Source organism: Zoogloea oleivorans, from assembly GCF_008107625.1.
GTDB lineage: Bacteria > Pseudomonadota > Gammaproteobacteria > Burkholderiales > Rhodocyclaceae > Zoogloea > Zoogloea oleivorans.
The window spans coordinates 27,906-41,465 of the sequence record NZ_SDKK01000033.1 but is presented as its reverse complement, the minus strand read 5'-3'; the positions used below and the strand labels follow the sequence as shown (position 1 = coordinate 41,465).

Below are 13,560 nucleotides of genomic sequence, written 5' to 3'. Positions count from 1 at the left end.
GTCGGCCTTGCCGCCGGTCTTGCGCGACTGGCCGGCGCCGCCGCCCTTGCCCGGCTCGCCCCGGTCGAGGATCACCGGCTGATCGCGCGGCACCAGGTGGCGCGGCGCGCTGCCGATCAAATCGTGACGGCCCATCGCCCGCAGGGCCTCGCGGATCAGCGGCCAGCCTTCCGGGTCGTGGTAGCGCAACAAGGCCTTGTGCAAACGGCGCTGACGGCCCGACTTGGGTGTATCGACGGCTTCGGAATCCACCGAGACCTTGCGCAGCGGGTTCTTGCCCGAGTGGTACATAGTGGTGGCCATGGCCATCGGGGTGGGCATGAAGGTCTGCACCTGGTCGAGGCGGAAGTCGTTGGACTTGAGCCACAGGGCCAGGTTGAGCATGTCCTCGTCGGTGGTGCCCGGGTGGGCGGCGATGAAGTAGGGAATCAGGTGCTGCTTCTTGCCGGCTTCCTTCGAGTACTTCTCGAACATTTCCTTGAAGCGGTCGTAGGTGCCGATGCCCGGCTTCATCATCTTGTTGAGGGGGCCGTCCTCGGTGTGCTCCGGGGCGATCTTGAGCAGGCCGCCAACGTGGTGGGTGACCAGCTCCTTGACGTATTCGGGCGAGCGCACCGCCAGGTCGTAACGCAGGCCGGAGCCGATCAGCACCTTCTTGACGCCGGGAATCGCCCGCGCCTTGCGGTAGAGCTGGATCAGCGGGCCGTGGTCGGTGCCGAGGTTCTCGCAGATGCCCGGAAAGACGCAGGACAGGCGCCGGCACGAGGACTCGATCTTCGGGTCCTTGCAGGCCATGCGGTACATGTTGGCGGTGGGGCCGCCCAGATCGGAAATGGTGCCGGTGAAGCCCGGCGTCTTGTCGCGGATCTCCTCGATTTCCTTGAGGATTGAGGCTTCCGAACGGCTCTGGATGATGCGCCCCTCGTGCTCGGTGATCGAGCAGAAGGTACACCCGCCAAAACAGCCGCGCATGATGTTGATCGAGAAACGGATCATGTCCCAGGCCGGGATGCGCGCCTCGCCGTACACAGGGTGGGCCTTGCGGGCGTAGGGCTGGCCGAAGACCCAGTCCATTTCCTCGGTGGACAGCGGCAGCGGCGGCGGGTTGAGCCACACGTCGCGACAACCGGGGCCGACGCCGTGGGCCTGCACCATGGCGCGGGCGTTGCCGGGGTTGGATTCGAGGTGGAAGGTGCGCGAGGCGTGGGCGTACATCACCTTGTCGTCCTTGACCACTTCGTAGGCCGGCAGGCGGATGACCTGGCGGGCGCGGTCGGCCTTGCGCGCGGCGACGCGTTCGCCGGCGGGGACGATGCGCACCGGCTGGGCGCCGTCGGGCAGCGCCGGGGCGGCCTGTTGCGGCTCCATTTCGTAGGGGTCGCGGTGCGGCTCGACGGGGCCGGGGCGGTCGATGGCGACGGAGTCGACTTCGACGAAGCCCTCCGGGTGCCAGCCCGGCTTGACCATGAAGGCGGTGCCGCGCAGGTCGCGAATGGCTTCGATGGGCTCGCCGGCGGCGAGGCGGTGGGCCAGCGCGATGGTGGCCCGCTCGCCGGAGCCGAAGATCAGCAGGTCGGCCTTGGCGTCGGGCAGCACCGAGCGGCGCACCTTCTCGGACCAGTGGTCGTAATGGGCGATGCGGCGCAGGCTGGCCTCGATGCTGCCAATGACGATGTTGGCGTCCGGGTAGGCCTCACGGGCGCGCTGGGCGTAAACCACCACGGCCCGGTCGGGGCGCTTGTCGGGCAGCGCGTCGGCCGTGTAGGCGTCGTCGGAGCGCGGTTTGCGGTCGGCGGTGTAGCGGTTGATCATCGAGTCCATGTTGCCGGCCGTGAGGCCGAAGAACAGGCGCGGCTTGCCGAGGACGCGGAAGGCATCGGCGGAATGCCAGTCGGGCTGGCTGATGATGCCGACGCGGAAGCCCTGGGCTTCGAGGGTGCGGCCGATCAGGGCCATGCCGAAGCTGGGATGGTCGATGTAGGCGTCGCCGGTGACGACGATGATGTCGCACTCGTCCCAGCCCAGGGCGTCCATCTCGGCCCGGGACATGGGCAGGAAGGGCGCCGGCTTGAGCTTGGGCCGGTAACGGGGATACGAGAGCAAAGAGGGGGCGAGGCCGGGGTTTTCCATGGGGCGCGATTGTACGGGACCCTGAATTGGAACACCCGCAGAAGCAGACGTTCCCGGCAAATCGCAGGCTCACACGCCGAGGGCTTCCTTCACCGCCGGCCACTGGCGACGACTCACCGGCAACTGCTCGGCAAGGCCGTCGAGAAGGATCACCCAGTGGGCTTCGCCGTCCTCGCCGGTAATGGCCCGGGCCACGCCCTTTACCGCATGGCGGGCGATCAGGCAGTTGCGATGGATGCGCAGGAAGCGCTCGGGAAACTCTTCTTCGAGCTGCACGAGGGATTCGTCGAGCAGGTATTCGCGCTCACGGCTGCGTGCCACCACATACTTTTGCTCGGCACGCAGGAACAGCACTTCGGCCACCGGTACCAGCAGGATGCGCCCGCGCTCGCTGATGCTGAAGTGGCTGCGACTGGCGGGTGCCATCTGGCGCAGGATGTCGTCGGCCGGCGGACGCAACCGGCGGGCCTTGGCGATGGCCTCGCCAAGGCGCACCGCGCGCACCGGCTTGAGCAGGTAATCCAGCGCGGCCAGCTCGAAGGCGCGCACCGCGTATTCGTCGTAGGCGGTGGTGAAGATCACCGCCGGTGCGTGTTCAAGCCGCCCCACGTGGCGGGCCAGCTCGATGCCATCCATCACCGGCATGCGGATGTCGGTGAGGATCAGGTCGACCCGCTCGCGCTCGAGCAGCGCCAGCGCCTCGACCCCGTTGGCGGCCATGCCGGCGATGTGCGTCGGCTGGCGGTCGGCGATGTCGCCCAACAGGTCGCGCAAACGCTCGCGGGCCGGCGCTTCATCATCCACGATGAGCACCGCGAGGGGCGCAAGGGCCGCCCCGCCGCTCATCGCTCGCACCGGAACGGCAGGCGGATGCGCACGCAGTAGGCGTCGGCACGATGCTCGGTGTCGAGGGTGGCTTCCAGGTCATAGAACAGCATCAGTCGCTCGCGAATGTTGTCGAGGGCCATGCGGTTGCCCGCGTGATGGCGCAGTGGGTCGAGGACCGGATTGGCGATTTCGATGAGCACCTGCGGTCCGCGCCGCTGGATGGTAATGGAAACGGTGCCCGGCCCGGCGCCCGGTTCGATGCCGTGATAGACGGCGTTCTCGACCAGCGGCTGCAGGAAAAGTGGCGGCACCAGCGCCTCGTCGGCCCTGGGGTCACGGTTCCAGCGTACATCCAGGCGTTCGCCAAGGCGCAGGCGCTCCAGGTTCAGGTAGCGCTCGCACAGGGTGATCTCGTCGGCCAGCGGCACCAGGTCGCGATTCTCCTGCATCAGCGCGCGGAACAGGTCGGCCAGTTCTTCCAGCCCCTCCTCGGCGCGGCGCGGGTTGGCGCGCAGCACGCCGAGCACCCCATTGAGGCTGTTGAACAGGAAATGCGGCCGGATGCGCGCCGTCAACGCCATCAGGCGGGCTTCGGCCAACGCCGGCAAGCGGGCCGTTCCGCGCTGGCGAAAATAGGCCAGCACACAGGCCGCCGCCGCCATCGACCAGAACAGCGGCCGCAGCAGACTGCCATCGCCGAGGGGCGCCAGCAGGCTCTGGTTGAACACCGCCACGGCCAGCACCAGCCCGCCCACTGCCGCCACCCCAGACGGGCCCGGCAGGCGCCGCAACAGCGGCTGGAGCAGGAACAGCAGCGCAATCGACAAGATCAGTGGAAACTCGACCCGCACCGCCATGTCGAGGATTTCGCCCCCCACGCGCCCCACCTCGTCATTGCGCAGCAACACCGCGACCAGCGCCAGAATGTTGACGAGCAGCAGGATGCGCAGCACGACGCCCAGATTGCGGAAATCCGGCAAGGCGGCCGCGTACAGGTCGCGCCCGGCGCGGCCCGGGTTTTGCTTTATACTCATGGGTCAAAAATCAGGGCCAAAACCTTGAATCCACGGGGTTCTCTCCGGGCAGAGGCCCTCTTAATCGCAGAGAGCATTGACAATTATGGCAGATCAATCCGCGCCGCAGGACGGCCCCGCCAAGGCCTGGTCCGGCCGCTTCTCCGAACCCGTTTCCGACCTGGTCAAGCGCTACACCGCCAGCGTGTTCTTCGACAACCGCATGGCCGCCCAGGACATCCGCGGCTCGCTGGCCCACGCCACCATGCTGGCCCGCCAGGGCATCATCGGCGCTTCCGACCTGGCCGACATCGAGCGCGGCATGGCGCAGATCGTCGGCGAGATCGAACGCGGCGAGTTCAACTGGAACCTCGACGACGAAGATGTCCACCTCAACATCGAGAAGCGCCTGACCGCGCTGGTCGGTGACGCCGGCAAGCGCCTGCACACCGGGCGCAGCCGCAACGACCAGGTGGCCACCGACATCCGCCTGTGGCTGCGCGACGCCATCGACACCATCCTCGGCCTGATCCGCGAATTCCAGCTGGCCGTGCTCGACCTGGCCGAACACCACGCCGACACCCCGCTGCCCGGCTTCACCCACCTGCAGGTGGCCCAGCCGGTGACCTTCGGCCACCACCTGATGGCCTACTTCGAGATGACCCGCCGCGACGCCGAGCGCTTTGCCGACTGTCGCAAGCGCGTCAACCGCCTGCCGCTGGGTTCTGCCGCACTGGCCGGCACCACTTTCCCGATCGACCGGGAATACGTGGCCGAGCTGCTGGGCTTCGAGGAAGTGTGCTTCAACTCGCTGGACGCGGTTTCCGATCGCGACTTCGCCATCGAGTTCTGCGCCGCCGTGTCGCTGCTGATGACCCACCTGTCGCGCCTGTCCGAAGAACTCATCCTGTGGATGAGCCCGCGGGTCGGCTTCATCGACCTGGCCGACCGCTTCTGCACCGGCAGCTCGATCATGCCGCAGAAGAAGAACCCCGACGTGCCCGAGCTGGTGCGCGGCAAGACCGGCCGCGCCAACGGCAACCTGGTGTCCCTCTTGACCCTGATGAAGGGCCAGCCGCTGGCCTACAACAAGGACAACCAGGAAGACAAGGAGCCCCTGTTCGACTCCGCCGACACCGCCATCGACACCCTGCGCATCTACGCCGACATGATGGGCAGCCGCGTCGAGGCCAATGGCGAGAAGGTCTTCAACGTCCGCGTCAAGAAGGAGGCCATGCAGGCCGCGCTGACGCAAGGCTTCGCCACCGCCACCGATCTGGCCGACTACCTGGTCAAGAAGGGCCTGCCCTTCCGTGACGCCCACGAAGCCGTGGCACTGGCCGTGCGCGTGGCCGATGCGAAGGGTTGCGATCTGCCGCAGATTCCGCTGGACGAACTGAAGACGGCCATGGCCCATGTGGCCGGCGCGGTCGAACGACTCGACGCGGATGTGTTCCAAGTATTGACGGTGGAAGGTTCGCTGGCATCCCGTGACCACATCGGCGGCACTGCGCCGAAGCAGGTACGGGCCGCCATCGCCCGCGCCCGCAGCCGTCTGGCCTGAGGAGCACAACATGGAAAGGATCGGCAAGTACGAGATCAGCCGGCTGCTGGGGGAAGGCGCGACCAGCGCGGTCTATCTCGGCTTTGATCCTTTCGCCCAGCGGGAGGTGGCCATCAAGCGCCTCCACCCGGAGCTCATGCGCGGCACCGACCGCAGCGCGCTGTATCACCACCTGCTGCTCAACGAGGCGTCCCTCGCCGGCAAGTTGCAACATCCCCACATCGTCCAGATCCACGATGCCGTCATCGAGGAACGGGATGCCTATGTGGTGATGGAGTACGTCCCCGGCGGGACCCTCGAAGCCTTCACCGAAACCGGCAAGCTGCTGTCCTTCGAGCGGCTGGTGGAAATCATCTTCAAATGCACCCGGGCCCTGGATTACGCCCACCTGCAAGGCGTGACCCACCGGGACATCAAGCCGGCCAACATCCTGCTCACCTCCCCCGAGGGGCAGGACATCAAGATTTCGGATTTCGGCGCGGCGATCTTCACCGCTACCGAGACGACCCAGGTGTGCGGCGTCGGCTCGCCGGCCTACATGTCGCCGCAGCAAGTGCGCGAATTGCCTCTCGATCACCGCACCGACATCTATTCCCTCGGCGTGGTGATGTACCAGCTGCTCACCGGGCGCCTGCCCTTTGACGCCAGCAGCAACGTCAATATGGTGTATCAGATCGCCCATCACGTGGCGCCGCCGCCGTCGAGCATCCGTCCGGAGATTCCGCCCGAACTGGACGCCATCGTGCAGAAAGCCATGCAGCGGGAGCTTTCCGAACGCTACGCCACCTGGATGGAGTTCTCCCACGATCTGGCCCAGGCTCACCGCAAGCGCAACCTCGCCACCGATCGCAGCGAACCACCGGACAGCGAGAAGTTCGAACGCGTGCGCGCCTTTCGCTTCTTCCGCGAATTCAGCGACATCGAGATCTGGGAAATCGTCCGCTTCGCCGAGTGGCGCCTGATTCCACCGGGCACCGTGGTGATGAAGGAAGGCGAACCGGGCAACTATTTCTGCTTCGTCGTCGAGGGCGACCTGCGCATCGTCAAGCAGGGCCATCTGCTCAACCTGCTGAGTGCCGGCGACTGTTTCGGCGAGATGTCCCTGTTCTCGGCCGGACGCGGGGCCCGCACGGCCTCTGTCGAAACAACCACCGAAACACGCATCCTGACCATCCGGGCGCCGGCCCTGCTGCGCTCCTCCAGCCTGTGCCAGATGCACTTCTACAAGGGTTTCCTGGAAGTCCTGGCGACGCGTCTGACGATGGCCAACAGCCGTATCGCCAAAGTCTGAACTGCCCGTGTGAACGCAAAAAAGGCGGCCATGGCCGCCTTTTTCAGTGCCCGCCGAAATTCAGGCGAGGGCTTCTTCGATGAGCTTCTTCAGCTCGCCGGAATCGAACATCTCTTTCATGATGTCCGAACCGCCAACAAACTCACCCTTGATGTAGAGCTGGGGAATGGTCGGCCAGCTGGCGTATTCCTTGATGCCCTGACGAATGGCTTCGTTGGACAGCACGTCCACCGAGAAGAAGTCCGACACGCCGCTGGCGCGCAGGATCTGCGTGGCCGAAGCGGAGAAACCGCAGCGGGGCATCGCCGGGGTGCCCTTCATGTACAGCACGACCGGGTTGGTGGTGACTTGTTCGTGAATGATCTTTTGAACGTCCATCATGGTCTCGCAAATAGTTGAGTAATTCAGTCGGGAAAGTCTAGGCCTGCTGGACGAACTCGTCAAGCACGGCGACCGAAGGTGACGCGTTCGATACCCGCCAGATCCCGGGCAGAGCCCACATCGACAAAGCCCTGACGACAGAGCAAGTCACGGACCATTGCCGCCTGATCGTAACCGTGTTCCATCAGCAGCCAGCCGCCCGGCGCCAGAAAAGCCGGTGCGGCCGCGGCAATGCGATGCAGATCATCCATGCCGAGCGGCCCCGAAGCCAGGGCGGTGGACGGCTCGAAGCGCACATCCCCCTGCCCCAGATGCGGATCGTCGTCGGCAATGTAGGGCGGATTGCTGACAATAAAATCAAAGGCGTTCGCCCCTACCGCCGCAAACCAGTCGCTCTCGACAAAACGGACCCGCGCCCCAAGCGCCGCCCCGTTGGCCGCGGCCACCGCCAACGCCGTTGGCGAAAAATCCACGGCGGTGACCTGCGCGGCCGGGATTTCGAGGGCCAGCGTCACCGCCAGCGCCCCGCTGCCGGTGCCCAGATCGAGAATGCGCGGCGCGGCGCCGGCGCCCAGCCTTTCCAGCACCAGCTCGACGATCAGCTCTGTCTCCGGCCGCGGAATCAGCACCGCCGGCGTAACCCGGAAGCTGCGCCCGTAGAACTCCCGCTCCCCCAGCAGGTAGGCCACCGGCTCGCCGGCAACGCGGCGTTCGAGCATTTCGGCAAAGCGTTGCGCCTGCCCGGCAGACAAGCTGCGCTCCGGGTAGGCGGAGATCTGGGCCGCGCTGCAACCAAGGATTTCGCGCAGCAACAGGCGTGCTTCGCTGGCTGGAATGGCCCCGCGGGCTGCGCCCAGGGCCTCGCCGATGGTCGCCGGCATGGCGGTCAACTCAGGCGCCCTCTTCCGCCAGCGCGGCGAGGAGTTCGGCCTGATGTTCGGCGGTCAGCGCAGCAACGACCTCATCCAGGTCGCCCTGCAACACCGCATCCAGCTTGTAGAGGGTGAGGTTGATGCGGTGATCGGTGAGGCGCCCCTGCGGGAAGTTGTAGGTGCGGATGCGCTCGGAACGGTCACCGCTGCCGATCAGGCTCTTGCGGGTGGCGGCCTCTTTGGCCTGCTGCTCGCGCACCTGGATGTCCTTGATGCGCGCCGCCAGCACGCGCAGGGCCGAGGCCTTGTTCTGGTGCTGGGAGCGGCCGTCCTGGCATTCGGCGACGATGCCGGTGGGCAGGTGGGTGATGCGCACCGCCGAGTCGGTCTTGTTGATGTGCTGGCCGCCGGCACCGGAGGCGCGGAAGGTGTCGATGCGCAGGTCGGCGGGGTTGAGTTCCACATCGCCCACTTCGTCGACTTCGGGCATCACCGCCACGGTGCACGCCGAGGTATGGATGCGCCCCTGGGTTTCGGTGGCCGGCACGCGCTGCACCCGGTGACCGCCGGATTCAAACTTGAGACGCGAGTAGGCGCCATTGCCGGCAATGCGGACGATCACTTCCTTGAAGCCACCCAGTTCGGAGTCACTGGCGGAAATGATCTCGACCCGCCAGCCCTGACGCTCGGCGTAGCGGGTATACATGCGCAGCAGGTCGCCGGCAAACAACGCCGCCTCGTCGCCACCGGTGCCGGCCCGGACTTCCAGGAAAAGATTGCGGTCGTCGTTGGGATCGCAGGGCAGCAGCGCCGTCTGCAGATCGGCATCGATGCGCACCTGGGCGGCCTGGGCAGATTCCAGTTCGGCCACCGCCAGCTCCTTCATTTCCGGGTCGCCCAGCAGCTCCTTCGCCGAAGCCTCATCCTCCAGCGCCCGGCAGTAATCGCGATACAGGCCGACCACCGGGGTGATCTCCGCGTGTTCGCGGGTCAGTTTGCGATAGTTGTCCATATCGCTGGCGGCTTCGCTGGTGGCCAGCAGGCGGTCGAGTTCCTGCAGACGATCGGCAAGGTTTTCGAGCTTGTCGCGGATGCGCTGTTTCATGGGGAGTCCGGCCTGCACAGGCAGGCATGGCAGGCCCAGCCCGGCGGGCTAGTGCTCTTTGTGGAGATTGAAGATGCGCTGCACCAGATCGGCGCAGTCGCCGCGCTGGTCGCCCTCGGAGGCGCTGAGAAAGCGCGTCGGGGCGTGCAGGAACTTGTTGGTGAGGCCATGACTGAGCGCCTCGATGACCTTGTGGGGGTCTTCACCCCGGGCGAGCAGGCGCACGGCCCGCTCCAGCTCGGCCTGCCGCATGTGGTCGGCGTGGGCGCGCAGGGCGCGGATGGTCGGCACGGTGTCGCGACTGTCGAGCCAGTGGAGGAAGCCATCCACCCGCTCGTCGATGATGCCTTCGGCCTCGACCACCGCCGCCTGGCGGGACTCGAGACCGGAATCGACGACCTGGGCGAGGTCATCGACGGTGTACAGGAAGACGTCGTCGAGCCCGGCGACTTCGGGTTCGATGTCGCGCGGCACGGCCAGATCGACCATCACTATTGGACGATGGCGACGCGCCTTGAGCGCCCGTTCGACCATGCCGAGACCGATGATGGGCAGCGGACTGCCGGTACAGGAAACCACGATGTCGTAGCTCGCCAGCATCTCGCCCACCTGATCGAGACGCAGCACATCGGCACCGAAGCGCGTGGCGAGGGCTTCGGCCCGGGCCGGCGTGCGGTTGGCGATGCTCATCTTGCGCGGCTGGGCGCCACCGAAGTGGGCGGCACACAGCTCGATCATCTCGCCGGCGCCGACGAACAGCACGCGCTGGTCGCTGACCCGCTCGAAGATGCGCGCCGACAGATGCACTGCCGCCGCCGCCATGGACACGATGTTGGCGCCGATGGCGGTGGTGGAACGCACTTCCTTGGCCACCGAGAAGGTGCGCTGGAAGAGCTTGTGCATGGTTGCACCGAGGGTGCCGGCCTCTTCGGCCTGGCGCACCGCATCCTTCATCTGGCCGAGAATCTGCGGCTCGCCGAGCACCATTGAATCGAGACCGCTGGCGACCCGGAAAACATGGCGCACGGCGTCCCGCTGGGGCAGGGTGTACAGATACGGGGAGAGGTCCTGCAGGGCGACACGATGGTATTCGGCGAACCAGTCTGCCGCATGCTGGGGCTGCTGGGTGGCGAAGTAGAGTTCGGTGCGATTGCAGGTGGACAGGATCGCGGCTTCCTTGACCGGTTTGGCGCGAACGAAGTCGGCCAGGGCCTGAATCAGAAGCTCGGGACGAAACGACACCTGCTCACGAATCGCGAGCGGCGCAGTGTGGTGGTTCAGTCCGAGAGCAAACAGCTGCATTCAGTGGCGCGCGGCGAAGCGGATTTATTCAGGGGGCGATTATATCACCCGGGCTTTTGACTGCAGCAGCGGACATTGTCACGCCCACCTCGCGAAGCAGCCAGCCACGAAAAGCCTGCACGGCCGGACGCGCAGCAATCGCCTCGGGAATCACCAGATAGTAGGCGTAACGGGACGGCAGCGACGTGTCGAAGGGCATGACCAGACGCCCCGACGCCACATCCGCCTCGACCAGCGGCCGCAGCGTCAAGGCCATGCCCTGCCCGTCCAGCGCGGCTTCGAGCACCAGTGCCGCGCTCGAAAAGCGCGGTCCGCCAGCGTCCACTTTGCCGGGCACTCCGGCGAGCCGGAACCACTCCTGCCAGTTGGGACGCTTCTCTGCATCGGGAATCGACTCATCGTGGATGAGCACCTGATCGCCGATGTCGACCGGACTGCACAGCGGCCCGATACGAGCCAGCAATTCCGGACTGCACACCAGCACATAGTCGGGCGCCAGAATCAGCTCGCAGGAGAAGCCGGCGTAATGCCCCTCGCCGAAGCGGATCGCCACCTCGCTCCCTGCATCGCGCAGATCGGCCGCCGGCCCCACCGGCCCGCTCCCCACACCGTCGATATTGCCGACATCACTGGCCAGACGCAGGGCCACTTCCGGATGGGCCGCCGCAAACCGGGACAGGCGCGGCACCAGCCAGCGCAAGGCCAGGGACGGTGGCGCATGGACTGTCAGCAGCCCTTCGTCAGCCGGCCGGGTAGCCTCGACAGCCGCCACCAGACAGGCGAACGCCTCGCTCACTTTCGGCACCATCGCCGCCCCCTGCACGGTCAACTCCAACGCCCTTGGAAGACGACGAAACAGCGCCACGCCCAAATAACTTTCCAGCGACTTGATCTGCTGACTCACGGCCGCCGGGGTGACGCACAGCTCGGCGGCGGCGTTCTTGAAGCTCAGGTGACGGGCTGCCGACTCGAAGGCACGCAGCGCAGACAGGGCGGGCAGACGATAAGTCATGGCGGCGATGATTAAGGAAAACTAAATCGTAACATCACAAAGAGTCGTTTGCTGCAGCGCAACACAAAACCTATAGTCACTTCATGGCACCCAAAGCCTTGCGTCACTTTCAAACTTCAAGAAGGAGAACGAAATGAACTTCGACTATTTGCGCCAGCTTGTCAGCGCCCCGCTTGAACAACGGGTTACCGCAGAACGCCTGGGCCTGGCCGGCACGACAGCCGAGCAGGCGGACGGCGAGGCCTACTTCAAGGAAGTGTTTGCCGGACAGGTGCTCTGAAGCAGGCAGGAACGTCTCCCCCTGGCTGCGCAGCGGGCATGCGGCGGACTCATGGCGGATCGGGGGTGCAGAACCCCGACGGGCGGTGCATCATATGCACCAGAAACGTCACCGAATCCCGTTCTGACCTGTTGGGTCATCCGCACGCACACCATGGCCAGCCTGAGCGCTCACGAAAACAAGAAATTCCTCATCGTCGACGACATGCCGGAGATGCGCAGTTCCCTGCGCAGTCAACTGGCCTCGCTGGGGCACAGCAGGGTCGCCATCAGCAGCAACGTGAAGACGGCCGTCGCGCAGCTCGAACAGGACAGCTTCGACGTCATTCTGTGCGACTACTTCCTGGGGGACGGCTCCGACGGCCAGCAACTCCTCGAACACGTGCGCAAGCGCAAGCTGATCAGTCGCAGCACCCTGTTCATCATGATCACCGCCGAGAAGGGCTACGTCAGCGTGATGACGGCGGCCGAATGCCTGCCCGACGACTATCTGCTCAAGCCCTTCACCGCCGACGCCCTGAAGCTGCGCCTCGAAAGCCTGCTCGACAAAAAAGCCCGGCTCGCCAAGGTGGATGCGATGCAGGACAAGGAGCGCTGGCCCGAAGTGGTTGCCGCCTGTGACGAGATCATCGCCAGCGGCGACCGCTACCAGACCGAAGCCCGACGCATCCGCGGCAACGCACTGATCGCCTGCGGGCGCTTCGACGAGGCAATGGCTTTTTACCGGCAGGTACTCGCCATTCGCGTCATGCCGTGGGCGCGCTTCGGGCTGGCCCGGGCCCAGTTTGCCCAAGGCGAACTGGAAGCCTGTACGGCCACCCTTCGCCAGCTGATCGAGGAAGCCCCACAGCTGCTGTCAGCCTACGACCTGCTCAGCCAGATCCAGCTCGATGCCGGCCAGACCGACGACGCGCTGCACACCCTCGACCAGGCTTGCGAAATCGCGCCGGAATCCCTCTCGCGTCACCGCGCCATTGCCCGGGTTGCCGAGAAAAAGGGCGATTTCACCCGCGTCGAAAGCGCGCTGACCCGGGTCGTCACGAAAACCCGCAACTCACCACTGCGTGAAACTGCCGACATCGCCAGTCTCGGCAACGCACACGCCGAAATGGGCGCCCCCGAAAAAGCCATCCAGCTGATCGACGAAGCCCGCAAGAACTTCAAGAGCGACGCTGATGACCCCCATCTCGCGGCGGTCGAAGCACTCGCCCAGCACAAGGCCGGCCGGCCGGAGCTGGCAGCTGCGGCACTGTCCCGGGCCCTCGACACAACACCCGGCAGCCTGCCGCAGGACGTGGCCCTGCGCATTGCCCGCGCCTGCCTGGCCACCGGCCAGCAGGACAAGGGTGAAGCGATCCTGAAGAGCATCGTCCAGAACAACCCGGAATCCACCGCGGTGCATGCACAGGTCACCGAAGCGCTGAATGTCCACGGCACCCCCGGCAGGGCCGCCGCGCTGATTCAGGAAGGCGTGCAGGAAGTGGTTGCGCTCAACAACGAAGCCGTACGCCGCGGTCGTGCAGGCGAGCTGGGGGCCGCCGCCGAGATGCTCACCGAAGCAGCCGAACGCCTGCCAGGCAACGCACAGATCGTCTCCAACGCCGCCTTTGCGCTGCTCCTCGACATTTACAGCAATGGCCCGGACACCGTGAAACTGCACGACGCGTTGCGCTTCCAGAAGCGCGTCACCATGCTGGATGCCCGCCATCCCAAACTGGCCGACATCGCCGAACTGCAGCGCCGCATCCGCACCAAGTACGGTCAGACCGCCTGAACGGAGCCC

The 13,560-nt window shown here is 65.9% G+C and carries 12 protein-coding genes; 4 read left to right on the top strand and 8 right to left on the bottom strand.

Annotated features, from left to right (window positions below):
- The 3 genes from ETQ85_RS23020 to ETQ85_RS23010 form a co-directional block, all read right to left on the bottom strand.
- On the bottom strand, positions 1-2,049 hold a 2,049-nt coding region (locus tag ETQ85_RS23020), incomplete at its 3' end, for a YgiQ family radical SAM protein (protein WP_222862272.1).
- Positions 2,050-2,199: 150 nt separating this feature from the next.
- Positions 2,200-2,976, bottom strand: coding sequence for a LytR/AlgR family response regulator transcription factor (locus tag ETQ85_RS23015; protein WP_187394832.1), 777 nt, complete (start codon positions 2,974-2,976; stop codon positions 2,200-2,202).
- Positions 2,973-3,992, bottom strand: coding sequence for a sensor histidine kinase (locus ETQ85_RS23010; RefSeq protein ID WP_148581389.1), 1,020 nt, complete (start codon positions 3,990-3,992; stop codon positions 2,973-2,975). The genes ETQ85_RS23015 and ETQ85_RS23010 overlap by 4 nt, the downstream gene beginning before the upstream one ends.
- Positions 3,993-4,077: 85 nt before the next feature.
- On the opposite strand from ETQ85_RS23010, the gene argH reads away from it, so the two are divergent.
- Entirely contained in the window at positions 4,078-5,535 is a 1,458-nt protein-coding gene (gene argH, locus ETQ85_RS23005; RefSeq protein ID WP_148581388.1) for an argininosuccinate lyase, read from the top strand.
- A 10-nt stretch (positions 5,536-5,545) separates the two neighbouring features.
- On the top strand, positions 5,546-6,826 hold the full coding sequence (locus ETQ85_RS23000; RefSeq protein ID WP_148581387.1) for a serine/threonine-protein kinase: 1,281 nt from the start codon (positions 5,546-5,548) through the stop codon (positions 6,824-6,826).
- Between the two features lie 60 nt (positions 6,827-6,886).
- On the opposite strand, the gene grxD is transcribed toward ETQ85_RS23000, so the two are convergent.
- From grxD to gcvA, 5 genes are all read right to left on the bottom strand, one after another.
- Positions 6,887-7,204 (bottom strand): Grx4 family monothiol glutaredoxin, encoded by a 318-nt coding sequence (gene grxD, locus ETQ85_RS22995; protein WP_187394834.1) that lies wholly within the window; start codon positions 7,202-7,204, stop codon positions 6,887-6,889.
- Positions 7,205-7,266: 62 nt separating this feature from the next.
- Positions 7,267-8,088 carry a peptide chain release factor N(5)-glutamine methyltransferase gene (gene prmC, locus ETQ85_RS22990; RefSeq protein WP_148581385.1) on the bottom strand — a complete coding sequence of 274 codons (822 nt, stop codon included), beginning with the start codon at positions 8,086-8,088 and terminating at the stop codon, positions 7,267-7,269.
- Positions 8,089-8,098: 10 nt separating this feature from the next.
- A complete protein-coding gene (prfA, locus tag ETQ85_RS22985) occupies positions 8,099-9,184 on the bottom strand; it encodes a peptide chain release factor 1 (protein WP_148581384.1) in 1,086 nt (361 codons plus the stop codon).
- A 48-nt stretch (positions 9,185-9,232) separates the two neighbouring features.
- Complete coding sequence (gene hemA / locus ETQ85_RS22980; RefSeq protein ID WP_148581383.1) at positions 9,233-10,486, bottom strand: glutamyl-tRNA reductase; 1,254 nt, start codon at positions 10,484-10,486, stop codon at positions 9,233-9,235.
- A 28-nt stretch (positions 10,487-10,514) separates the two neighbouring features.
- Positions 10,515-11,498, bottom strand: coding sequence for a transcriptional regulator GcvA (gene gcvA, locus ETQ85_RS22975; protein ID WP_148581382.1), 984 nt, complete (start codon positions 11,496-11,498; stop codon positions 10,515-10,517).
- A 133-nt stretch (positions 11,499-11,631) separates the two neighbouring features.
- Here gcvA and ETQ85_RS26400 point away from each other — a divergent pair, with 133 nt between their 5' ends.
- The gene (locus tag ETQ85_RS26400; RefSeq protein WP_187394831.1) at positions 11,632-11,778 is read left to right on the top strand and encodes a hypothetical protein; all 147 of its coding nucleotides are present in this window, start codon (positions 11,632-11,634) and stop codon (positions 11,776-11,778) included.
- A 153-nt stretch (positions 11,779-11,931) separates the two neighbouring features.
- Complete coding sequence (locus tag ETQ85_RS22970) at positions 11,932-13,551, top strand: tetratricopeptide repeat-containing response regulator (protein ID WP_187394830.1); 1,620 nt, start codon at positions 11,932-11,934, stop codon at positions 13,549-13,551.
- Positions 13,552-13,560: the final 9 nt, after the last annotated feature.